The organism is Guptibacillus algicola, assembly GCF_020171805.1.
Taxonomy (GTDB): Bacteria; Bacillota; Bacilli; order Bacillales; family Guptibacillaceae; genus Guptibacillus; species Guptibacillus algicola.
In genome coordinates, this window is the sequence record NZ_JAIVAF010000003.1 from 78496 (window position 1) to 102380 (window position 23885).

23 protein-coding genes and 1 riboswitch are annotated in these 23885 nt (G+C 42.8%); of the genes, 18 read left to right on the plus strand and 5 right to left on the minus strand.

Annotated features, from left to right (window positions below; all coding sequences use genetic code 11):
* The first annotated feature begins 149 nt into the window (after positions 1-149).
* Positions 150-749, plus strand: coding sequence for a nucleotidyltransferase family protein (locus tag LCM09_RS07855; protein WP_224880384.1), 600 nt, complete (start codon positions 150-152; stop codon positions 747-749).
* 40 nt (positions 750-789) lie between these two features.
* On the opposite strand, the gene LCM09_RS07860 is transcribed toward LCM09_RS07855, so the two are convergent.
* Complete coding sequence (locus LCM09_RS07860; protein WP_224880385.1) at positions 790-1980, minus strand: NupC/NupG family nucleoside CNT transporter; 1191 nt, start codon at positions 1978-1980, stop codon at positions 790-792.
* Between the two features lie 125 nt (positions 1981-2105).
* Positions 2106-2207: riboswitch (purine riboswitch) on the minus strand.
* 342 nt (positions 2208-2549) lie between these two features.
* Positions 2550-3383: a YitT family protein gene (locus LCM09_RS07865; RefSeq protein ID WP_224880387.1), complete on the minus strand. Its 834-nt coding sequence runs from the start codon at positions 3381-3383 to the stop codon at positions 2550-2552.
* 311 nt (positions 3384-3694) lie between these two features.
* Here LCM09_RS07865 and LCM09_RS07870 point away from each other — a divergent pair, with 311 nt between their 5' ends.
* From LCM09_RS07870 to LCM09_RS07885, 4 genes are all read left to right on the plus strand, one after another.
* The gene (locus LCM09_RS07870) at positions 3695-4861 is read left to right on the plus strand and encodes a hypothetical protein (RefSeq protein WP_224880389.1); all 1167 of its coding nucleotides are present in this window, start codon (positions 3695-3697) and stop codon (positions 4859-4861) included.
* Between the two features lie 22 nt (positions 4862-4883).
* Positions 4884-5309 carry an NUDIX hydrolase gene (locus LCM09_RS07875; RefSeq protein ID WP_224880391.1) on the plus strand — a complete coding sequence of 142 codons (426 nt, stop codon included), beginning with the start codon at positions 4884-4886 and terminating at the stop codon, positions 5307-5309.
* Between the two features lie 30 nt (positions 5310-5339).
* Positions 5340-5546: a hypothetical protein gene (locus LCM09_RS07880; protein WP_224880393.1), complete on the plus strand. Its 207-nt coding sequence runs from the start codon at positions 5340-5342 to the stop codon at positions 5544-5546.
* A gap of 185 nt (positions 5547-5731) precedes the next feature.
* Positions 5732-6442, plus strand: coding sequence for an Ltp family lipoprotein (locus LCM09_RS07885; protein WP_224880395.1), 711 nt, complete (start codon positions 5732-5734; stop codon positions 6440-6442).
* Positions 6443-6550: 108 nt separating this feature from the next.
* Here LCM09_RS07885 and LCM09_RS07890 read toward each other — a convergent pair whose 3' ends face one another.
* Positions 6551-7624 (minus strand): AbrB family transcriptional regulator, encoded by a 1074-nt coding sequence (locus tag LCM09_RS07890; protein ID WP_224880396.1) that lies wholly within the window; start codon positions 7622-7624, stop codon positions 6551-6553.
* A 207-nt stretch (positions 7625-7831) separates the two neighbouring features.
* On the opposite strand from LCM09_RS07890, the gene LCM09_RS07895 reads away from it, so the two are divergent.
* Both LCM09_RS07895 and LCM09_RS07900 read left to right on the plus strand, forming a co-directional pair.
* Positions 7832-8353 carry a cupin domain-containing protein gene (locus LCM09_RS07895; RefSeq protein ID WP_404800800.1) on the plus strand — a complete coding sequence of 174 codons (522 nt, stop codon included), beginning with the start codon at positions 7832-7834 and terminating at the stop codon, positions 8351-8353.
* Positions 8354-8532: 179 nt separating this feature from the next.
* Positions 8533-9522 carry a Gfo/Idh/MocA family protein gene (locus LCM09_RS07900; protein ID WP_224880398.1) on the plus strand — a complete coding sequence of 330 codons (990 nt, stop codon included), beginning with the start codon at positions 8533-8535 and terminating at the stop codon, positions 9520-9522.
* 201 nt (positions 9523-9723) lie between these two features.
* On the opposite strand, the gene LCM09_RS07905 is transcribed toward LCM09_RS07900, so the two are convergent.
* Positions 9724-10578: a dimethylarginine dimethylaminohydrolase family protein gene (locus LCM09_RS07905; protein ID WP_224880399.1), complete on the minus strand. Its 855-nt coding sequence runs from the start codon at positions 10576-10578 to the stop codon at positions 9724-9726.
* A gap of 202 nt (positions 10579-10780) precedes the next feature.
* Here LCM09_RS07905 and LCM09_RS07910 point away from each other — a divergent pair, with 202 nt between their 5' ends.
* From LCM09_RS07910 to LCM09_RS07960, 11 genes are all read left to right on the plus strand, one after another.
* A complete protein-coding gene (locus LCM09_RS07910) occupies positions 10781-12709 on the plus strand; it encodes a fructose-1,6-bisphosphatase (protein WP_224880400.1) in 1929 nt (642 codons plus the stop codon).
* A gap of 415 nt (positions 12710-13124) precedes the next feature.
* Positions 13125-14063: a metallophosphoesterase gene (locus LCM09_RS07915; protein WP_224880402.1), complete on the plus strand. Its 939-nt coding sequence runs from the start codon at positions 13125-13127 to the stop codon at positions 14061-14063.
* A 452-nt stretch (positions 14064-14515) separates the two neighbouring features.
* Positions 14516-15709 carry an iron-containing alcohol dehydrogenase gene (locus LCM09_RS07920; protein WP_224880404.1) on the plus strand — a complete coding sequence of 398 codons (1194 nt, stop codon included), beginning with the start codon at positions 14516-14518 and terminating at the stop codon, positions 15707-15709.
* Between the two features lie 19 nt (positions 15710-15728).
* On the plus strand, positions 15729-17189 hold the full coding sequence (locus LCM09_RS07925; RefSeq protein WP_224880406.1) for a CoA-acylating methylmalonate-semialdehyde dehydrogenase: 1461 nt from the start codon (positions 15729-15731) through the stop codon (positions 17187-17189).
* Positions 17190-17274: 85 nt separating this feature from the next.
* Positions 17275-17799, plus strand: a complete 525-nt coding sequence (locus LCM09_RS07930) for a DinB family protein (RefSeq protein ID WP_224880408.1) — start codon at positions 17275-17277, stop codon at positions 17797-17799.
* Positions 17800-17827: 28 nt separating this feature from the next.
* A complete protein-coding gene (locus LCM09_RS07935; RefSeq protein ID WP_224880409.1) occupies positions 17828-18214 on the plus strand; it encodes a nuclear transport factor 2 family protein in 387 nt (128 codons plus the stop codon).
* A 29-nt stretch (positions 18215-18243) separates the two neighbouring features.
* The gene (locus LCM09_RS07940) at positions 18244-18951 is read left to right on the plus strand and encodes a DNA alkylation repair protein (RefSeq protein WP_224880411.1); all 708 of its coding nucleotides are present in this window, start codon (positions 18244-18246) and stop codon (positions 18949-18951) included.
* Positions 18952-18993: 42 nt separating this feature from the next.
* A complete protein-coding gene (locus LCM09_RS07945; protein ID WP_224880413.1) occupies positions 18994-19473 on the plus strand; it encodes a GyrI-like domain-containing protein in 480 nt (159 codons plus the stop codon).
* 60 nt (positions 19474-19533) lie between these two features.
* On the plus strand, positions 19534-19959 hold the full coding sequence (locus LCM09_RS07950; protein ID WP_224880415.1) for a VOC family protein: 426 nt from the start codon (positions 19534-19536) through the stop codon (positions 19957-19959).
* Positions 19960-20124: 165 nt separating this feature from the next.
* Positions 20125-21045, plus strand: coding sequence for a DUF6843 domain-containing protein (locus LCM09_RS07955; protein ID WP_224880417.1), 921 nt, complete (start codon positions 20125-20127; stop codon positions 21043-21045).
* Positions 21046-21205: 160 nt separating this feature from the next.
* Positions 21206-21973, plus strand: a complete 768-nt coding sequence (locus LCM09_RS07960; RefSeq protein ID WP_224880419.1) for a TerC family protein — start codon at positions 21206-21208, stop codon at positions 21971-21973.
* 286 nt (positions 21974-22259) lie between these two features.
* On the opposite strand, the gene LCM09_RS07965 is transcribed toward LCM09_RS07960, so the two are convergent.
* On the minus strand, positions 22260-23753 hold the full coding sequence (locus tag LCM09_RS07965) for a M1 family metallopeptidase (RefSeq protein ID WP_224880421.1): 1494 nt from the start codon (positions 23751-23753) through the stop codon (positions 22260-22262).
* Between the last annotated feature and the right edge of the window lie 132 nt (positions 23754-23885).

The window sequence follows — 23885 nt, forward strand, 5'->3', positions numbered from 1 at the left end:
AGGGTGAACAGAACGAGTTGCATGGTTAATGTGTTGCTCGGTGTTCTCGAAAGGTAAGGGAATGTATGGCTAGGTACTGAAAATTTGGAGCTAGTACGAGATAATGGAGGGGGAGTTTAAAAGATACATAGCTAAAGGAGGCGTATCAGATGACCGTTCGCGGAGTAAACGAAGACATACAGAGTCAGATTGAACGGCTAGAAGAGATCATACATAAAAACGACAGCATTCAAAAAGTATTGAACGTCGCGCATGCAGAGTTCGATCACTACTATATTGGCGCGGGTAGTATTGTTCAAACGGTATGGAATGACTTATCAGGAAACCCGCTGAATTATGGAATCAATGATATTGATATTATTTACTATGATGAAGACTTGAGTGGAGAGAAGGAAAAGAAAATCGAGCAGCGTCTTCAACACTTACTGTGTGACCTGCCGCTTGAAATCGACGTGAAAAATGAGGCACGCGTGCACCTTTGGTATGAAGAGAAGTTCGGGAGGAAAATAGAGCAGTACCAGTCGCTTGAAGACGCGATCAACAGCTGGCCGACGACGGCAACGGCGCTTGGTGTTAGAAAAGATGATGAGGGGACGTTCAAGGTGTACGCACCGTATGGGTTGAACGATCTTTTTACAATGACGGTTCGAGCGAATAAAGTGATGATCACACGTGATGTGTATGAAGCGAAGGTTGTAAAGTGGACGAGTAAGTGGGATTTAAATGTGATTCCGTGGAAAGATTCGTGAATAGATGAAAAAGCCTGGTCCGTTGACCAGGCTTTTCTTATTACATAAACATCCCAACAAAAATCGCTGTGATAAACGATGCGAGGGAACCCCCTATAATGGCTTTTAGACCAAGCTTCGATACTTGTGAGCGTTTTGTGGGTTCAAGTGAACCGAGTCCGATAATCAACTGACCGATCGAAGAAAGGTTCGCGAAGTTACATAGCGCAACAGAAAGCATCGCGACTGTTTTCTCTGAAAGCTGTCCTTCCTGAGACGTTAAGTCCTTAAATGCAACGAACTCGTTGATCGAGACCTTCGTTCCGATGATGGATGCCGCTCGGAATGCTTCATCAAGTGGAATACCAACAAGGAGAGCAAACGGATAGAAGATATAGCCAAGGATCGTGCTGAGATCTGTACCGGCCATACCGAGCATGCCGTTAAGGAGCGCTAGAATACTGATGAATGCGATCAAGAGACCACCAATATTAAGGGCGAGCATGACACCACTAACCGTACCTTCTGCGATCGATTCGAACACGTTCGCATGTTCAGAACGCTTCATTTTCACGTTGTCGTTCGTTTGTGATACTTCGGTTTCAGGTTCCATGATCTTTGCGATCACAAGCGATACGAATGGAACGCTGAATACGGAAATCAAGAGATATTTGATGTCGACGCCCATGAGCGAATACCCGACGAGGATCGCGCCACTCGCTGAGGCAGTTCCGCCAACCATCACTGCGAAGATCTCAGAACGCGTTAAGATCTTTAAGTATGGTTTTACAAGAAGTGGTGCTTCTGCAAGTCCAAGGAATGAGTTGCCGACGGCGTTAAACGATTCAACCTTTGTCGTTCCCATCAGCTTACCGACCGTTACACCGACGAGTTGAACGATGAATGGAATGACCCGTAAATAATAAAGAGCAGAAACGAGTGCTGAGATGAAGATAATAACCGACAGCACGTTGATCGCAAATACAAAAGTTAAATCCGTTTGTTCGTAGAAGCCACCGAAAACGAACTGAATCCCTTCGTTACTATAGTTGATGACGTTCTGTACGGCTGCTGACGCTTTTTGAAGAAATACCTTACCGGCTTCAACTTTTAGAACGAAAAGAACGAACGCACCCTCGATCGTGAGACCTACCCCGATCGTACGCCAGTTGACTGACTTCTTCTTGTTGCTGAGTAACCATGCGATTCCGAGGACTCCCGCGATGGATAATAAACCTAAGATGATGCTCATGTTGATTGACTCCCCCTGATAGAAAAATGTTGCTTCACATAAAAAGAATCTATAAAACATAAAAAACCGCACTTAAGGAAAGTCCGGTTTCAGGAAGAATGAGTAACAATTGGTGTATAAGACACCAGTTCTGCTTACTTCCCTATAGTCCAGCAATTCATGGTTGCAGGGTAGAAACTTATCGGACCATATTTCCAAAATATATAGAGAGTAGATGTGAAGTTGTATTTTAACAATCTAGCAGATGAAAAAGGGGGTAGCAATACCTAGTCTAATAGTAACAATGTTAGAAAAATTCGATAGGGATATGTAAGCGTTCGACAAAATGTGAGTTTCTTTGATGGTCTGTTTAATGGGAAAGTGAGTGGTAGAAAGGGAGAGAACGGTTACATTCATGTGGGAAAACGAGTGAGTGAGGGAACAAATTTTTTATATCATAAATGTTCAACTTTTTTTAAGATAGTAGGGTTACTCGTTTCTCTGAACCTCCATAAATTAAAACCCCTCTAAGTGTGAGAGGGGTTTTGATAGAATAGGTTTGATTTTATGAGAATCGATGGAGTTTTTTTTTACGTTTTCGGGAACGTAAATCCTTCCCCAAATACATCACGAACATCGTGCACAACGACGAACGCTTTATCATCAGCTTGTTGGATCATCTTCTTCAACAAGAAGAGTTCTTGTTTGTTGATAACAATATATAAGATATCTTTCGATTCATTCGAATAGTGACCTCGTGCGTTGATGATGGTAACACCGCGGTCCATCTCAGCGCTAACTTTCTCAGCAATCGCTACTGTGTCTTCCGAGATAATCGTGACGGCTTTTCTCGTATCGAAGCCATCGATCAAGTAATCTAATATCTTCGTACTGATATAGATTGAAATACCTGTGTACATTGTATTTTCGATTCCAATGATAAAGGATGAGCCCATCACAACGAGAATGTCGAACACGAACATCGACGTACTCACACTCCAGCCGAAGTGCTGATTAAGCATGCGCGCAACGATCGTGGACCCACCGGTCGTCCCGCCTGAGCGTAAGACAAGACCAAGCCCAATACCGATGAACACACCGACAAAAACCGTTCCAAGCATGATGTCGACCGGATTCCCCATGCCCTCTGTTAAATGTATGAAAAGGGACGTGAAGAAGATCGCGATCATCGTATACCACGTGACGCGTTTATTTAGAACTTTATAGCCGATTGCGAGAAGAATCCCGTTCATAAGGAAGTTTGTGAGTCCTGGTGACCAACCGACCAAATAGTAAAGTGCCATCGAAATACCTGTAACGCCGCCTTCACCAAGTTCGTTTGGGATGGCGAACCAGTTTACGCCAAGCGCAAAGAACAGGGACCCAATGATGATGAGTGTAATTTCTTTCCCTGTATGATTCATAGTATCACTCCGTTCAAATCTAGTACGTAGGATAATATATCATAGTGGGGAAGTGGAAACAGTAGTTTTTTGTAAAGAAAGTATGATTTAACCTTGATATGGAATTACGTATTAGAATCAAAAACACAGGGGAGTGCCGTAGGCGTGAATATCGCTCGCTTTCCGCGGACGTACGCCCGAGCCTCGTCATCCTTCCGGGTCTCGGTCGTCCGTTTACTTACTTATTAAGGAAATAAGCATTGCGGGAACTTAGTTCGTTTGAAATAATTGGTATAAAATACATGTTTGATGACGCTGGGAGATTGGTAGTTTTGAAAAGAAAGAAATTGAAGAAGATCTTTGTTCAAATCCTTATCGTGACAGTCACATTTTTTGTAGTTAGAGGGATAATAGAGTTCACACCGATTAAAGGATACTTGGGACATTTTACATCCAACGCAGTCATACAGATGTACCATTATAAAGATCCTTCAATAGAAGTAGATGGCATTGAACTCACGTATGACAATGTTCAAAAAGAATTAGCGAATGAACTAGCTAATGAAATAGAAGCGTTTGAGGAGTTAGGCATTGCCTGGTTTGGCGAGAACGACCTGCCTCAGTTAGAAGTAATAGTCACAAAACAGGGTAAGTTACCACACCCCATACTATTGAACCGTAATGGTCTTTATCTTCCAAAAAGCAACGTCATCGTGATTAATGGAGAATTATCTGCTGAGGAAAGAGTGCACGCACTTTCGCATGAATATGCTCACTATTATTTGATGAACAGCATGAGCCAAGAGATGGCGATCACTGATCTACCAGACTGGTTTCATGAAGGTGTAGCCGAAGCGTTCGCGCATCGATTCGCTCCGCTTCCATTCTATGAAGCGATTGGGAATTGGGACGTTGTGCCATATGCAGAAATGGTTATGAAAGGTCCAGGTGCCAGCGAGCGGTATGTGATGGCGCAATTTACTGTGGAAAAGCTACTAGAGGATCATGGGGAGCAAGTCATTTCTAAGATAATTACTCAAACGAAGGAGCAAGGCTCGTTTGAAGAAGGGTTTATGGAAATTACGAAACAACCTCTTTCTGGTTATCATGAGTGGCTGATTCCAGATAAAGAGTTTCTTAAAGAAGCTTCAGCTAAATTAGAAGAAGGATATAATCGTAAACAGCTCGAGAAAGAGTTAAACGTGTTTGAACAGTCAAAAGGGCCATATTTTTATGAAGCGCCTTCAATTTATTATATTTTAAACACCATCTATGTCGAAGAAGAAAATTGGAAAGCAGCTAGTTCGACTATGCTGAAGAGGATGAACTACATCCGACATTTCCCAGGAGAGTGGAAAATGCTTTCTGAATATGCTTCTAACATGGGGGATACAGATCGAGCGATCGAGTATGCGGAACATGCGGTAGCTCTTACGGATTCAAGCAGTGTCGATTCTTTTGAAGAGTGGTTAGCAGAACTCCGGGATAGAGAAGAGTAAGCTTTAAAAAGGAGGTTTTTTATTGAATAACAGCGAGCAATTCACGCCACCAAAACACATCGTCTCAGCTGCAACGATTGTCTTCAATGAGCAGAATGAAATTCTATTAATCAAAGGCCCGAAAAGGGGCTGGGAAATGCCTGGAGGACAGGTTGAAGAAGGTGAGTCCTTGAAAGATGCAGCCATTAGGGAAACAGAAGAAGAAACAGGGATTATCATTGAAGGATTGAAGTTTTGCGGGATCTTCCAGAACGTAAGTCGATCCATTTGTAATACCCTGTTTGTAGCTCACGCTGTTGGAGGCACATTAACCACCTCTGAAGAAAGTTTGGAGGTAGATTTTTTTCCGATCGAGCAAGCATTAGAAATGGTATCATATAAAAATTTCAGAGAAAGAATTGAATTGTGCTTGGATGAAGAATCCCAACCATTTTACATAGATTTTTAGTTGTAATCGACCAAGTTAAGTAGAAAGGGAATGGATGACGTGAAGTACTTAATAGGTTTTTCTTTCATAGTAGGATTAGTCGCTCTATCGATTTCATTTATGATTATTACGACCAGCTACTTTCATAGTAAAGAGATCGCTTTGCTAACGTCGAAATGCAATGACGTCAATGGAGAAGTGATGTTAGAACTTCATAATTATTTCACAAACAGTTATTCGTTTGAGTGCAAGAAGTAATTTGTCATAACGGAGAGGACACGGGGACAGGTCCAGTGTCCCGTACCTATTTGATTGTGAAATTTCTTAATTTTATTATTCTCCACCGCAACGAAAGTGTTGCGGTTATTTTTATCCTTTAAAAGGCGTATGTATCCATTATGTGGAAGACGCAACTATAATAAAGGAAATGGAGTTGGTTTACAATGAGTTTATTCATCTTTGCCATTAGTCTGTTAGGCATGATCATTGTAAGCATCATCACTCTTGTTGGATTAGTGAAGCGAAATGGAAAAGGAAAAAGAAACGGATTTATCTTACTAGCGTTCGCTATTGTTTTTATCTTCAGTGTATCCGTTCTAGATGCTGGTGAGACAGCATCGACTCCAACGGAGCCACCAAAAGAGGTAGAAGCAGAAAAGGAAAATGCTGCTGAAGAAGCAAAAGCGAAAGAGGAGGAAAAGAAACTAGAGGAAGAGGCGAAAGAAGAACAACAGGCTGCTGATGCTAAGAAGAAAGAGGAAGAAGCTGTAGCTGCTAAAGCTGCTGAAGAGAAGGCTAAGAAGGAAGCAGAGGAGAAGGCTAAGAAGGAAGCAGAAGAAGCTAAAAAAGAGGCTGAAAATGAGCCTACATTGGCACAACGAAACGCAATCTCACAAGCTGAGAATTATCTAAATTTTACTGCATTCAGCAAAAAGGGGCTAATCGAACAATTAGAATTTGAAGGATACAGCAATGCTGATGCAGCGTTTGCTGTCGATAGCATCAAAGTTGATTGGAACGCACAAGCCGTCCAAAAAGCGAAAGACTATCTCGATTTCAGTGCATTCTCTAGGAGCGGATTAATCGATCAACTCATTTTTGAAGGCTTTACAGAAGAGCAGGCAACTCATGCAGTTAATGAAATCGGACTTTAATGAGTCAGGTTGAATCAAGACGTTTGATGAATGGCGCCAGCAAGTGAATGGTCAAATGCGACCGAAGCTCTAAAGATAAATGCCAACCTCGACCGAGGTTGGCATATTCTATCTGTTTTCTACTGGTTCTTCCCGCGTTTTCTCCCCTTTCGTTACAAGGAAAGGGACGAGCATTGGGATGAAGAGGATGAGGATCAATAGTCGTATGACCTGCATGGCTGCGACGACGCTTCCATCGAGGTCGAGTGATGCGGCGACGGATGCCATCTGCGGTGCACCCGCAGGAACGATTGCGAGTAGACTCGTGATGAAGTCGAGCGGTGTCATGAGATAGAAAACATACGTCACGACAAACGTAAGGAAGAAAAAGGACACGAGTATCCAGAGACTTGTCCATCCGATCTGCTTAATATCTGATAGTGACTTCCGATCGAATCGGACTCCGATAATCACACCGAGCATCGCCATCCCGAGTCCAACGCCTAAGTTTGGCATTGAAGGAAGTGGCTGGACGAAAGCGTGAAAAACGAAGGCGAGAACGATCGAATAGAGGAAAGGAGCGATTGGAATCCTCCATTTCTTAGAAAGTAGAAGCGTAACAACAACGAGAACTAGATAAAAGATCATAGCGAGCCACATCGGTGCTGCACCTTCAACAGCTTTATTTAGTCCGCTCGATTCCACTTCCTTCGTGTTTAGATAAGAAGTCATGAATCCAGCGACGATTGGGATCGTCGCAACGAGCATCATAATGCGGACGGTTTGAAAGGCAGCGACCATGCCCATGTTCGCTTTGTACTCTCGGCTGAGTGCCATCATGACAGAAGCTCCTGCAGGTAGACAGCAGAAGAGAGCTGTCTTCCGATCGAGGTTCGAATAACGTCCAAGCACCTTCCCAAGAATCCAGCTCGCAACGAGCAGGATGACGAGCGACACTGCTAGTGGGAAGAGGTAACTTGCAACCTCTTTAAACATCGACACTTTTATACTGATTCCGATACTTACGCCGATTACAGCGAGTGATATATCAAACAGTAGGTTCGGGTAGGAAATCTCATTGATCATGAGACGGTAATACACGCCGACAAGCATCGCGCCGAGTAACCACCCGGCGGGAATGTTCATTAAGTCGAATAAATATCCAACTCCGAACGCGATCATAAGCAAAAACACTTTTATCATAAACTAGCACCTTCAATAATTGAGAATGTTCATACCGGTTGAAAGCTTCTTTTTCAGCATAGCGAAGCTTATTTCAATTAGTTTAGCACAAGACATGTGAAGAATTCAGAGGTGAGAGCTTGAGGAGAGCCAATAGTCTATGAAACGATCCAAGTAATTGTCTAGGTACACTCCCATACCAATGTGAATAGCATGAGGTTAGAAACTGTGAAGGGAATGAGTTGGATGTCCTATGATCCAGGATCGTTTAGTTACGATAGAAAGTCACACAAACCGGCTACTAAAGGGATAGGAAGAATTCCTCTACAAGACTATGGACCGAAACCATTCGTGGTTGATATTAATGAAGCTACGCTCAAAAACAATACGTTTCGGACAGCGTTATGGACAGGAGAATATCTACAGATTACGTTGATGAGTATCGGTGTAGGAGAAGACATCGGTTTAGAAATGCATCCGAATCTAGACCAATTTATACGTCTCGAACAAGGGCAAGGTCTTGTTCAAATGGGAATGACGAAAGATAATTTGCCGTTTGAAGTACCTGTGTATGATGATTATGCAATCGTCATCCCAGCTGGAACGTGGCACAATCTAACAAATACAGGGAAAGAGCCGATTAAGCTTTATTCCATCTATGCTCCGCCAAATCATCCGTTTGGAACGGTGCATCGTACGAAAGAGGAAGCGATGGAGATGGAAGAGGGGTATGGGCACCACCACGAGTAAATGTGAAATGATAGCATTAAAAAGAATCACACCTAATCTGAGGGTGTGATTCTTTTATCTGTACTTTCGTGCACCATCTCTATCAATCTGTAATTTTCTAGTGTAAGATCAATCTAATCTGGGTATCGTCCCTAAAGCATTCATACTAAGCAGACCTAGTATTCATAGGAGGTATATAGATGAAAAAAATAAGATGGGGAATCATAGGGTGTGGCAATGTTACTGAAGTCAAAAGTGGCCCCGCGTTTCAACTGATTGTACAAAGCTCCCTTGTCGCTGTTATGAGAAGAAATGGGGAGAAGGCGAAAGATTATGCGGAACGACACGGTGTTCCTAAATGGTATGACAAAGCAGAAGATCTAATCTATGACGACGAAGTCGATGCTGTTTATATTGCTACTCCGCCTTCTACACACAAACAGTACACCCTTATGACTGCAGAAGCCGGGAAGCCTGTGTATGTAGAAAAGCCGATGGCAAATAGTTTAGAAGAATGTGAAGAGATGGTAGAAGCCTGCGAGAAACATAACGTCCCGTTATACGTAGCGTACTACAGAAGGTCACTTCCAAGATTTCTTAAGGTGAAAGAGTTAATCGAAGACGGTGCGATTGGAGACGTTCGATTTGTTTCAATTCAACAGACGCAGCAAATTGTCCAAAAAGATGAGGAAGGCAATTGGCCGTGGCGCGTCATTCCAGAAAAAAGTGGAGCTGGATTGTTTTACGATGTCGGTTCTCATACGTTAGATTTATTCGATTATTTACTTGGACCTTTAGAAGAGACGAAAGGGTCAGCATATAATTTAGCCGATTCTTATCCAGCAGAAGATACAGTTAGTGGTGTATGGCGATTTGAGAACGGCGCTGTCGGAACAGGCGTATGGAACTTCTCTTCCTATAAGAATGAGGATGATAACCGCATCGTCGGAACGAAAGGAGAAATCCAGTTTTCAACGTTTGATCATAAGCCGATCACCTTACTAACGGAATCAGGAGAAGAGTCTTTCGAAATCGAGCACCCGACACATATTCAGCAGCCCCATATTCAAAATGTGGTGAATGAATTGCTTGAAAAAGGAACTTCTCCAAGTACCGGAACGACAGCGCTTCGCACCAATAAAGTCATGGATGAGCTTGTGAAAGAGTATTATAAGGAAAATAAGAGGTAAATGCTGCTATACAAAGATAACCCCCTACACCGAGTAGGGGGTTACGTTATTTTATAATTTAAGGGGGGAAGGAATTTGGGGGAAATTCCTTGATTCATACATTATCATAAACGGACTGAAATTCTGAGATTGTGGGAGAACTTTGATAATTGAAATCCGATTGTAACGAGTTAATCCTTTAACGTTGTTTGGTGCTACATACTATCCTCGCACAAGTGGTAAGGTACAACAGCGAAAAGAACCGCCTGATTTAATGATTTCTGAAAAATCGATTGGAATGACGTTGAAGCCATTTGATTTCAATACAGAATTCAATCGATCATTCTGAGGAAGACTCACAATTTTCTTGTTACCAATCGAGAGAACGTTCGGGCCCATTTCGAACTGCTCATCTTTCGTTACCTCGATGAGTGTATTGAAGCGAGCGGAAATCTTTTTTAACCCGTCTTTGGTGAACGATTCTGGGTAGATGAGCGCCGTGTCATCGGAAATAATATTAAAGACACAATCAAGGTGTAAAATGTCGTTATCCAAAGCGAGTGGCTCGATTTGATACTGAGGTAGGCGACGTTGTAGTTCTTTGATCGCTCGTTGTGATGTTCTGCCACTAACGCCAACCCAGATCGTAGAACCGTCGATGACGACATCGCCACCTTCAATTGAGCCGGGGAGACCTTCTTGATATGAGATGTCACGATCAGTGAGCCAAGTTTTTAAAATGTTAGTTTCAGCCTGACGCACACGCTCATTCATCGAACCAACGAATAAGTTATCGTTGATGGTGAAGCCAATGTCTCTTGTGAACACCTGTTCAGGCAAATGAGGGTCCGTTGGAAGCTCACTAACATGGACTCCGTTTTCTTGTAAAACGGAAACAAAGTTCTCGTGCTGCTTAAGCGCGAGCGGGACGTTGATGTTGCTAGTTTCGTAGTGCTTCTGTGTTTCATTTATAATTTCAGTTATCCTCATAAACGTGGGTTTAACAACAAGAACATGTGTTAGATCGTTATATTCCGTATCGCATTGAACGCTTTTTGTGATTGCAATTCCATTCATTTCACTAACCTCCATCATACAGTTAGTCCACTATTCCCACAGGGGAATGTGGTGAAACCTACTAACTGATAGAACAGAAAATGATAGAATGGTGGATGTTGGGCTATTTTTTAACAAAACAAAGGTTTAATTTCAATTTCATTATCTCTTATAATAGAGACATACATAAATCGTAACTGATTTTGAAAGGGGTTACATCACAGTGAACACGAAATACTTAGATCTTCTAGCTCAGAAATATGATAGTGAAGAAAAAGTCGTGACAGAAATCATCAACCTTAAGGCGATCTTGAATTTGCCGAAGGGGACAGAGCATTTTGTTAGTGATTTACATGGAGAGTATCAAGCCTTTCAACACGTGTTACGAAACGGTTCAGGGAAAGTGAAAGAGAAGATCGAGGATCTTTTTAAAGGTGAATTATCAGATGACCAACTTGATGAATTCGCTACGCTCGTCTATTACCCTGAAGAGAAAATTAAGCTTATCAAGAATACGTTCGGCAATGAGAAAGAACTATACGAGTGGTACAACGATACGATCGAGCGTATGTTCAGGCTTATTTCGTACGCATCCTCTAAATATACACGTTCAAAGTTACGAAAAGCATTGCCAACACAGTTTGTGTACGTGATCGAAGAGCTGCTCTATAAATCCGATGACGCGAACAAGGAACCATATTATCAAAAAATCCTTCAACAGGTGATCTCGCTCGGTCAGGCGGATAAGCTCATCATCGGTCTTTCCTATACAACGCAGCGGCTAGTCGTTGACCATCTGCATGTGGTCGGAGATATTTACGATCGTGGACCAGAGCCTGATAAGATTATGGAAACGTTGATCAACTATCATTCCGTCGACATTCAGTGGGGGAATCATGATGTTCTTTGGGTTGGAGCGTTCGCTGGGTCAAAGGTGTGTCTTGCGAACATCATCCGGATATGCGCGAGATACAATAACCTCGAGATCATTGAAGATGCATATGGGATTAACCTTCGTCCGCTCTTAAACCTAGCTGAGAAGTACTATGATGACAACCCTGCTTTCAGACCGAAAATAGACAAAGACGATCAAACGTCAGAAGAGGAACTTTTACAAATCACAAAGATTCATCAGGCGATCGCGATGATTCAGTTTAAGCTAGAGAGTCCGATTATTAAGCGCCGTCCTTACTTCAATATGTCAGAAAGACTTCTGCTTGAAAAGATTGATCATGAGAACAGCAAAATCACGATTCATGGAAAAACGTATGACCTCGAGAATACGTGTTTTGACACGATCGATCCTGAGCAACCGGAAAAGCTTTTAGAGGAAGAGCAGGAAGTGATGGACAAGCTATTGTTCTCACTTCAGCATTCCGAGAAGCTCGCGCGTCATATGAAGTTTCTTATGAAAAAAGGAAGCCTCTACTTGAGATACAACGGCAACCTCTTGATCCACGGCTGCATTCCGTTAGATGAAGAAGGAAACATGGAGAGCATGACGATTGAAGATAAGTCGTTTGCTGGGCGTGAACTTCTTGATGTGTTCGAGCGATATTTGCGTGATGCATATGCTCATCCGGAGAAGACAGATGACCTCGCGACAGATATGGTCTGGTATTTATGGACCGGGGAATATTCTTCTCTGTTTGGGAAGCGCGAAATGACGACGTTTGAACGTTACTTTATTAAAGACAAAGCATCTCACAAAGAGAAAAAGAATCCTTATTACTATTTACGTGAAGAAGAAGAAACGTGTCGCAAGCTTCTAGCGGAGTTTGATCTTAATCCTGACCAAGGTCATATCATCAATGGTCACACGCCGGTTAAAGAAATCGAAGGAGAAAATCCGGTGAAAGCGAACGGAAAGATGGTCGTAATTGATGGCGGCTTCTCGAAGGCGTATCAATCGACGACAGGAATCGCAGGATACACATTATTGTTCAACTCATTCGGAATGCAGCTCGTCGCTCATAAGCATTTTAACTCAAAGGAAGAAGTGCTCTTAGATGGTGCAGACGTGCTATCCGTTAAGAGACTAGTTGATAAAGAGCTTGAGCGGAAGAAAGTTCTCGAGACGAATGTCGGGGAATCCTTATTGCAAGAGCTTCAGATCCTGAACAGCTTGATGGAATATCGCTACATCAATTGATGGTAGCCTGACCATAACCTATAAATAACATGAAAAATGCCCTGTGAATTGACACAGGGCATTTTGTTATGTTCAAAGCCAGGATTGTGGAAGACTCAGTCGAAAGCAATCCTCTTTTCGTCATAAGTTTCGTCGAGCTCTTACACTCAAGTTCTGGATATTCTGCCTCGTTTTGTACTGAATCTTCTTCTGGGTTTTTTCTCTATCTTTTTCCAAACTACCATAATACGTCTCAATTACTATTAAAACTATATAGCCCAAATAGATAGTGATAATTTACTTTCGTGAGGATAAGTAACGTGATGTGGGAAGCAATATGAAGGTTAACAACACTTAGGTTTTGGCTGTTCATATATGGGAAGAGTATAAAATATCAAGAAAGGTCCTAATATGTCGGTTATTTAATAATTAGTAGATGGATTATTCTTTAAAATGGAAGATAGGGGAGAAAGCTTTGAAATCAAAAAGAAGATTAACATTGTACATCGCTTTGGCAAGTTTAGTGATATTTTTAACATGGGGAATGGTGGAGCCTTACACCATTGATGTGGAAAAGGAAGAAGCTACAATTCCTAATCTTCCTAAAAGCTGGGAAGGGAAAAAAATCATTGCTTTAGCTGATTTTCAAGTAGGTATGTGGCTAGATAATGCAAGAATTATGGAAGATATAGTGGATAGAGTCATAGAACGGAAACCGGATGTAGTGGTCCTGCTTGGGGATTATGTCTACCATTCCGTAAACGACCATCAAAGTGAGATGGACAAAGTACAATCTTATTTGAAACCTCTTACAGATGAAGACATTCCTGTTTATGCAGTTCTGGGCAATCATGACTATAATATGAGTGCTCGTAAGGTAAAGCCCAACATGGATACAGCAGAACGGGTGCAAGAAAAGCTAAGGGAAATCGACATCGAAATTTTGCACAATCGTTCGGTATCTCTGGAAACAGAAAATTCCGAGGAAGCGCTTTCTATTACAGGTATCGGTGCTCGGTGGCCGGAAAAAGACAATATCTCCCTTGCCTTTGAAGACCTAGGTGATGAAGAAGCGCGGTTTGTGATCATGCATAATCCAGAAACGTTTGATGATATCCCACAGGGAGACGCGCCAACCGCGGTCGCTGGTCATACTCATGGCGGTCAAATTCGTATTCCTTTTACACCTCATTGGTCATGGAAGAATCTTATTACCAAAGGCGAAGCACATGTAGATGGGTGGATAAAAGAAGGATATGGAAAAGAAGAGAACAACCTTTATGTCAATCGCGGCGTGGGAGTGAGCATTATTCCGATAAGGTTCAACAATCCTCCAGAAATTACAGAGTTCCATTTATCGGGAAAGGAGGAGTAAAGTGAAAGGATAAGAAGGCTATATGGAATAAAGCTTTTTTTTCAATATACCGTATGGGCGTCTCTTTCAATTCGAAAGTCTTCGACATAAGAGAATTTAATGGAATAAAAAGAAATAAAAATCACTATCTGTTATGACAAAAGACTCCGTTGATGATAAGGAGTCTTTTTTTATGCGCTATGTCTGTCAGTTAGATTGTCAAAACGTGTGTATTATGACCCTCATTTTTAATGATTTTGCACCTCTAAACTAAACCCTTTGAAATACAAATCTACGGGTCTTTTTTTCGACAGAAGTGTAACATGACTTCCGAAGTCTTGTAATCGTTAATCTAAATTTTCTGAATAAGTAGGAATGACATCCCTTTATCAAGAAGATAGTAAAGCGAGACTTCATATGTAAGAAAGCGCATCCAGAACGGTCTTACTTCTGTCAGAAAAAGGAGAGATGTTGTGGAACACTTTGCTGTATTTCGTACCCCTCAGACGATCCTGTATGGAAGAGAGTCGTTTAAAAAGGTTGGCGAACAAGCTGCCTTAAGGGGAACGAAAGCACTCATCGTAACGGATGAAGTTATGCTGAAACTTGGATATGTGGATGAATGTGAAGTCCTCCTTCGGAAGGAAGGCATAGAGAGTGAACGGTATTCGGGTGTTGAATCTGAACCTACAGATCTCTATGTGAGTGAATCACTCGAACTACTGAAAAAGACTGAATGTGATGTTGTCATTTCGATAGGCGGTGGAAGCTGTATCGATACTGCGAAAGCGATCGCGGTGCTCGCAACAAACGGAGGATACATAGGTGACTACAGGGCAAACAAAATGACTGCGAAGAAAGCCCCATTACCGCACCTTGCCGTCCCCACAACGGCTGGGACGGGATCAGAAGCAACAGATGTGACGGTTATCACGAACACGGCGGATGATGTGAAGATGATGATGAAGCAGCCAGCGTTCATGCCTGATGTTGCCATCGTCGATCCACTTTTAACCGTTTCGTCACCAGAGCACGTTACTGCTGCGACCGGCGTCGATGCGCTCAGTCATGCGATTGAAGCGTATTTATCGAAACGTGCGCATCCGATGACAGATACGATCGCGCTCTCAGCTATGAAACTGATCGCGTGGAATATCGTGCCTGCTTTCCGTGATGGAAACGATCTCGATGCTCGTGAAGCGATGAGCCTCGGGGCACTTCAAGCTGGGATGGCGTTTACGAACGCATCTGTTTGCCTTGTCCACGGGATGTCGCGTCCGATCGGAGCGCTTTTCCACGTGCCGCATGGCTATTCGAATGCGATGCTTCTACCAGCCGTACTCGAATACAGCAAAGACAGCTGTACGGATCGGCTTGCTGATCTCGGACGTATTTTCGAACCTGCTCAGGCGAACCTTTCGGACAGTGAAGCAGCGGAACTCGCAGTTACATCCGTGAAGAACCTTTGTTCCACTTTGAAGATTCCGAACTTAAAAGCATGGGGAATCGATGAAAAAGCTTTTAAAGAAGCGATTCCGAAGATGGCCGAGGATGCGCTAGATAGCGGCAGTCCCGAGAACAACCCACGCCTGCCATCTAAAGAAGAGTTAGAGGCACTTTATCACACGTGCTATGACTATCAATTTCAAGAAAAAGTAACGCGCTAAAACGAAGGGAGACAGAAACATGACGACGACAGCGACAAACGTATTGAAGAACTATATAGACGGTGAATGGGTAGATGCAAAAACGGATCAGTTCCAGTCTGTACCGAATCCGGCAACTGGTGAAGAAATCGCTCAAGTTCCGATCTCGACGAAAGCTGACGTAGAGATGGCTGTACAAGTAGCGAAAGAAGCATACGAGTCCTGGAGTCAGGTTCCGGTTCCAAAGCGAGCGCGTATTCTTTTCAAATACCAGCAGCTTCTCGTTGACCATTGGGAAGAGCTAGCGAAATTAATCACGAAAGAAAACGGGAAGAGCTATAAAGAAGCGTATGGTGAGGTACAGCGAGGCATTGAATGCGTGGAGTTCGCGTCTGGCGCGCCAAACTTAATGATGGGGAAACAGCTTCCGGATATCGCAACGAACCTTGAATCCGGTATGTATCGTTATCCTGTTGGTGTAGTAGGAGGCATCACGCCGTTTAACTTCCCGATGATGGTACCGTGCTGGATGTTCCCACTTGCGATTGCGATGGGGAATACGTTCATCCTGAAGCCATCTGAGCGCACGCCACTTCTCGCAAACCGACTTGCGGAGCTTTTTAAAGAAGCTGGGTTACCTGATGGTGTTCTGAACATCGTTCACGGTGCACATGATGTTGTGAACGGACTTCTTGAGCACAAAGATGTTCCCGCGATTTCGTTCGTAGGTTCTCAGCCTGTTGCAGAGTATGTCTACAAAACGGCTTCCTCGCATGGGAAACGTGTACAGGCACTAGCTGGGGCGAAAAATCACTCCATCGTGATGCCTGATGCTGATCTTGATGCTGCTGTAAAAGAAATCATCGCAGCTTCATACGGCTCTGCAGGTGAGCGATGCATGGCATGCTCGGTGGTTGTTGCGGTCGATGAAGTGGCTGAACCACTCATTCAGAAGCTGAATGAAAAAGCGGATGAGATCAAGATCGGTAACGGTCTTGAAGACGACGTGTTCCTCGGTCCTGTAATTCGAAAAGAACATAAACAAAAGACGGAGAGCTACATCGAGCACGGCGAGAATGAGGGCGCAACACTCGTACGTGACGGCAGAAAAGATGAAGCGTATCATGAAGAAGGTGGCTACTTTATTGGACCGACGATCTTTGATAACGTGAAGCCATCGATGAAAATATGGAAAGATGAAATTTTCGCGCCAGTGCTATCGATCGTGCGCGTTAAGAGTCTGAAAGAAGCGATCGAATTAACGAATGAATCTGACTTTGGAAACGGTGCTTGTCTCTTTACACAAAACGGTAGTCATGTACGTATGTTCCGTGAGAAAATAGAAGTCGGAATGCTAGGCGTAAACATCGGAGTGCCGGCACCAATGGCATTCTTTCCGTTCTCTGGATGGAAGAATTCATTCTATGGTGATCTTCACGCGAACGGATCAGATGGCGTTGAATTCTATACGAGAAGGAAAATGCTTACGGCAAGATGGTAAGAGATTGGATAAGAATAAAGAGGATGGTGTAGAGGAGTAAAAGCTTCTCTACACTTTTTATCGACACGGATGGGGGAGACAACAGATGGATTTTAATCTAAAAGAAGCGATTGGGATGCTAGAGCGTACACCAAAAACACTGGATAGCTTTCTTTCTGGTTTATCGCATGCATGGCTGACATGCAACGAAGGAGAGGGTACGTGGAGCCCTTCACAAGTGCTCGATCATTTGATTGAGTGTGAGAGAAGTAATTGGATTCCCAGGTTGCGTACGATTGTAGAGGAAGAAAATAAAGATTTTCCGCCTTTTGATCGCGATGCTCATTTAGCGAAGGCTTCTGACAATTCGATTAATACGAAGCTTGCTACGTTTAAGCGCCTGAGGTCACAGAACGTTCTGATCGTGATCGGCCTGATTAAATCCGAAGAGCAATTTGAACTAACAGGAAACCACCCTGCATTCGGTGAAGTAAAGCTTAGAGAATTGCTTTCCACATGGGTCGTGCACGATTTAACCCATATTTCGCAAATCGTACGCGTCATGGCGGAACGATACAGAGAAGATGTGGGCCCGTGGGAAGCGTATTTAGGTGTGTTGAAAAAGGATTAACTCTTGAGCGAAAGGGTGACGATAAAAAATGAAACCAAATCAGCAGCTGTCCAATAAAGATAAAGCAGTATCGTTTCTAGAGCTCGTTGTGGCAGGCGAGGTCAGAGTCGCATTCGATAAGTACATAGGAGAGAACTTTCTTCATCATAATCCGTATTTCAAAGGTGATCGAGATTCATTGATGGTTGCGATGGAAGAGAATGAAGAAACGGCCCCTGATAAGATTTTTGACGTGAAACGCGTAATCGAGGACGGAGAGGAAGTTGCCGTTCATTCACATATTAAACAAAACCCTGAAGACCTCGGTGCCGCTGTTGTTCACATATTCCGTTTCCAGGATGGTCGCATTGTTGAAGCGTGGGATATCGGTCAGGCAGTGCCTGAGGATTCTCCAAATGAAAATGGTGTTTTTTAGACGGTAGCAATCAAAAAGGAGTGTAAACCATGGATGCACAAATGGTCATGCAAGAACTAGAAGCACTCGGCAAAGAACGCACGAAGAAAATGTACATCTCAAGTGGTGCACATGAGCCGGTTTTTGGTGTCGCTACAGGTCAGATGAAGCCGATCGCGAAGAAAATCAAGAAGGATCAAGAACTGGCTGAAAAGCTCTATGCTACGGGGAACTACGATGCGATGTACTTTGCTGGCATCATTGCAGATCCGAAAGCGATGACGGAGGAAGATTTTGAGCGTTGGATCGATGATGCGTACTTTTTCATGCTTTCGGATTATGTGGTTGCAGTCACGTTAGCTGAGACAGATATTGCGCAGAGGGTTAGCGACAAGTGGATCAATAGCGGAGAAGAGCTGAAGATGTCTGCAGGCTGGAGCTGCTACTGCTGGCTTCTTGGGAATCGTAAAGATGAAGAATTTGATACGGACAAGCTCTTAAAGCTACTCGATCAGGCGAAAGAGACGATCCACGACTCTCCAGAGCGCACAAAGGCTTCGATGAATAATTTCATCTCTACTGTTGCCATTTCCTATGTTCCACTTCACGAGAAGGCGGTTGAAGTCGCGAAAGAAGTAGGGCCGGTCGAAATTAAGCGCGAGAACAAAAAGAACAGTATCCTAAACGCTTCTGAAAGTATCCAAAAGGAAGTGGATCGCGGGAAGATTGGATTTAAACGTAAATATGTGAGGTGTTAGTTTCTACTGCTCACCTAAACCTTTACAGGAGGGAAATTCTCGGTGGAGAAAACTGATTCTGTGAAACTCAAGGGAATAGAAGAAATCGATCAAAAGAAGCTAGTGGGCTTTCGTGTCGTGTGCAATGATATGACAGGATACGGGCAGGAAATCCCAAAAGCTTCGCAGTCATTAGCTCGTCGAAAAGGTGAGATCAAGCATGTCGTCGAACCGGTCAAGCTCATCGGAGCATTTAAAGCGGCTGAGACTTCAGAAGAAGACGATGGCTACTGGGTTTGTTTTGAGGTAGAGAAGTATGAGGATATTCCAGAAGGCATGGTTACTTTAACAGTTCCTAAAGAAAAGCGAGCCGTCCTTCAATTTAGAGGTCATGCTTCTGAAATCTTCAAGGTGTATTCCCACTTACATGAGTGGATTGAAGAGAATGGTTACACGAGGGTTCCTGAAAAATGGACGTTAGAAATGTATTCATCATGGACGGAACATGAGGATATCGTAGATCTTTGTGATCCAGTGCGCTAATGTTTCGTCTCTAATAAATTCAACATCGTTAGTATAATAAAAAACTAGGAGTTGATGGAAATGACACTGAAAATTACCCCTTTTATCAATTTAAACGGCAAAGCCAAAGAGGCAATAAAGTTTTATGAGAAAGCGCTCGGTGCAGAAGTCCTTTCACTAATCACTTACGGTGATATGCCTGAAGTGCCGGATATGCCGATTACAGACGAGCTGAAAGATCTTGTCGCATCCGCAAAGCTCCAGATTGGTGAATCTGAAGTCATGATTTCTGATGTTCCTGATCCTACACATGTACAATCAAGTAAACAAATCACAATTGGCATTACAACGAACGATGTAGAAAAATCAAAACGGATTTTTGAAGCGCTAGAACAAGATGGCCGAGTCGACATGCCATTTGGCGAACAACCGTTTAGCCCAGGTTTCGGAGATGTAACAGATAAGTTCGGTGTGAGCTTCTTGGTATATACAGAAGTTCAAAATTAGAAAAACTGGAGTGTAAGCTTAAAGGCAAACACTCCAGTTTTCACTTCCTCTGCACGACTTATTTCCCCTTTATTAGGCTGAATTTTTTAATGGAAACCTTTTCTATTTATGATACAATTAATGTGAACTAATTCACATACTTAGAGAGGGTTATGGGGGAGGAAGATGAGGGTAAAGACTAAGGTATTATCAGCATTATTTTCTACTTTAATTATAGGCGCGGCATGGTTGATTTTTGGAATTATTAATGAAGGGCGTTTACCGGGTATAGAGGATTTTGGATTTGTCATGATGGTCATGGTACTTACGGCGGTAGGTAACTTCGTTTATGGCATCCCTATATCCCTTTTATCTGATTGGATTTCAGACAGAGTCCCGTCGTTTCGCTTCATCATAGCGGCATTTATTCATTTGTCGATGGCAGTTGTTACATTTGTCGCAATTGAAGGGTTGTATGTATTTGCAGTTATAGCGGCCGTGTTTTTCTTCATAGCGGAAGAGTGGCAGCATCGGAAGTTACGAACTTTTCGAGTAAAGATGGCGATAGGTAATACGCTGGTAGTATTCGCATTGCTATTTGGTATATGGGAGCTTCCACAACTAGAGATAGCAGAAAAAACGATACTTTCTCAACTAGACATCATTGAAGAAACCAACAGAACGTACTTAATTCCTGAAGGGTATGAAGGAACGATCGTCGTTCTATACAACATGCCAGGTGAAGAAGAGCTAGAAAAAGAGAACGATCGAGACGTGGTTTCGTTACATATAGCAGAACAGGTCTACACATATGTGGGAGATGTTGTTCAATATGCAGAGGCACGAACATCATCTGCTAGAACGGAAGGCGAAGTAACCGATACGTACTATTATTCGGATGAAGAAGATGAGCGAACGGCTATTGATGAAGAATGCATTCATCGCGGGATAGTAGGGGATGTCGGTCCATATGAAGAAAATGCAGAATATGAAATTCTGCAAGTGACGCACAGTTTCTGTGGACTTGATTTCATGAGATATGGTAGTGATGTCTATGAGAGGCAGGAAGAAAAGATTATGAGTGAGTTGTTTACGGAAGAGGAATAGCCTATTTCAATTTATCTAAACTCTATGGTGTATCAGAACTCATTATTTGAGGGGCGCTTGCGCTCCACATTACCTTTAAAGAAGACAGAATGGAATCTTCTATGGTTTAATAGGAGAATCTAAACACAGCACACCTTTGATTGTGAAAGGAGAGAACGAAATGGAGTCAACAATTTGGCTAGAGTATGGGTGGGCCTTATTGATCCTAATCGGATTAGAAGGGCTTTTATCTGCCGACAATGCACTCGTACTAGCTGTAATCGCAAAGCACTTACCGGAAGATGAGAAGAAAAAGGCGATTAATTACGGAATCATCATGGCATTTGTATTTCGATTTGGTGCACTCTTTGCGATTTCGTTTATCGCAAACGTATGGCAGATTCAAGCGATTGGGGCAGCTTACCTTCTGTACTTAGGATTAAAACATATTATTAAGGCTCGCATTAAGCATGAACCGCCTTCTAAAGAGGAAGAAGAGAAAGCGGCTGGGAAAGGCTTTTGGCCGACAGTAGGGAAGATCGCTCTCGCTGACCTCGCGTTTGCAATCGACTCAATCCTAGCGGCGGTTGCGATCGCTCTCGGTCTACCAGATTCCCCACTAGGCGACTTTGGTGGGATGGACGGCGGACAGTTTACCGTTGTCTTGATTGGCGGTATCGCTGGGCTTATCCTCATTAAGTTTGCTGCCACGTGGTTCGTGAAGCTTCTTACAAAACGTCCTGCACTTGAAACAACAGCATATGCAATCGTTGCTTGGGTTGGTGTCAAACTCGCGATCATTACCCTTGCGCATAAGGATATTGGGATCATCGATCATCATTTCCCACATAGTCTACTTTGGACGCTGATCTTCTATGGCGTGTTAGTCGCAATTGCACTGATCGGATGGTTCTCACCTACGAAAGAGCCAGTTCAGGAGGAGTCCTGAGATAGTAATTTGATCGAGCTAAGATTTCTTCGTGAGGAAGAAATCTTGGCTCTTTTTTTGGTTGGATTCTTCATGGTGGTAGAGGTAGATTACTGAAGTGATCGTTCTTTCTGTGCCAAACAAACGGTAAACCACACGAATTAGGGTATAACATGTGATGGAGGTTAGTGGTGGGAGGCGATATCAGCGAAAAATTCAAGTTTATCAGCGGAATATCAAATATATCAGCGATAATTCCACTTATATCAGCGAAAACACCACTTTTATCAGCGAATTCGAGAATATATCAGCGAACTTCAGCCAATGTTACAGGACGATTATTCAACCATTCATTGAAGTATTCTTCAGCCTCAGGTCCGATTGTCATTTTGAATGCTTCAATCAGGTCCTCTTTTTCAGCAAATTGATCCTTGTTAGCTCTATAATAATGTGCCAAAGCTTCGTTCATCTTTTCCACTCCAATTTCTTCTTCTAACTTATAAAACATTTGGGGTCCGACTGCATAGACAAGGTCCACATATTCCTTAGAATTTGAGTATTCGGTAGTGGAAGAAGTAATGGATTGTCCGTTTTTCTTAAGTTCATCTAGATTATCGGTTTTTTCCTCATATTTTTTCAACTCATCGTTAGCGTGGTTTGGATAGTACTCTGATAAAAATTGAAGCGTGGAATATGAAGTCAAACTCTCGTCCAACCACGGATCGTCAATCGTGTGATTTCCAACCGCCCCATACCACCATTGATGGGCCACCTCATGCGCGATGGTTTTAAGGAGTTGGTCAGGGTAATGGTTATACAGTCTCTCATGCACCAGTGTGAAGCCGGGATATTCCATCCCTAAGAAAGATCTTGCTCCTGGTACGATTTCAAACTCTTTATAGGGATATTCACCGAATGATTCATTGAAATACTGAATGGCATTCTTTGCTGTTAAATGAAAGCTCGAATATTGAAATTTAGATTTGGGTGTATACCAAGTGCGTAGAGTGATTCCGTCTACTTTCTCGCTATGTACCTTAAACGTTTCATCCAGTACACTCATAGCAAATTCTCTCACCTTTTCTGCATGAATCGAATAAGTCTTTTTATCTTTGCTTACTTTTGGTTCCGCCGTTTCCTGTCCAGTACTTGCTAGATGATGGTCTTTTGGGATAGTGACGGTTACTGAATAATCTGCCATATCATTATAGGATGGATCCCCGATCGGCGGGAACTCATTCATGTACCAGCCATTTTCATTATAGACGGCCCGAGTCGGAAGCCAGCTTGCGAAATATATACTATTGTTGTTATAAGAAAAAAGCCCATCATTGTAAGGAACCTTAAATGTAAAGTCCATGGAGACGTTAATGACTTCACCAACATCCCATTGATCCAATGGAATTTCGAGCATTGTATCTGTTATGGTGTACTCGCTATCCTTCCCATCAACCTGTATTCCTTCAAATTCAAGTCCACCTGATTCATAGTAAGGTCCTAGCATTCTTTTCCACTCGTCTCCCTCAAGTGTATCTGAGTCTAGGAACTTATTGGCTAACACTTGGAAGAATATTCGATCTTGTACTTGACCGGTATCATTCTTTGTATGAATCGTCATAGTTCCAGTCCCCGTTTTAGTATCCGGATATACCTCGACCTCAACCTCGTAGTTTGTGTTGACATCGGTTAGTTCTGGTTCATCTGCAAAAGAGACCCAGGCACTTAAACTAGAATTTAGGCCAAAGACAACAACAATGAGCAGTAGTAAACACGCACCTGAAAACAAAAATATTTTTTTCATTGAACCCCTCCAATATTTTATCTGTCTACTACTTCTCTTATCTACATAAAATCCCTTTCATTTATTGAAAGTAGTGCCATTGTGGCATTTTGAAGGTGCATTGATTTAAATAATTTCTTTTTGAGAGTAAAA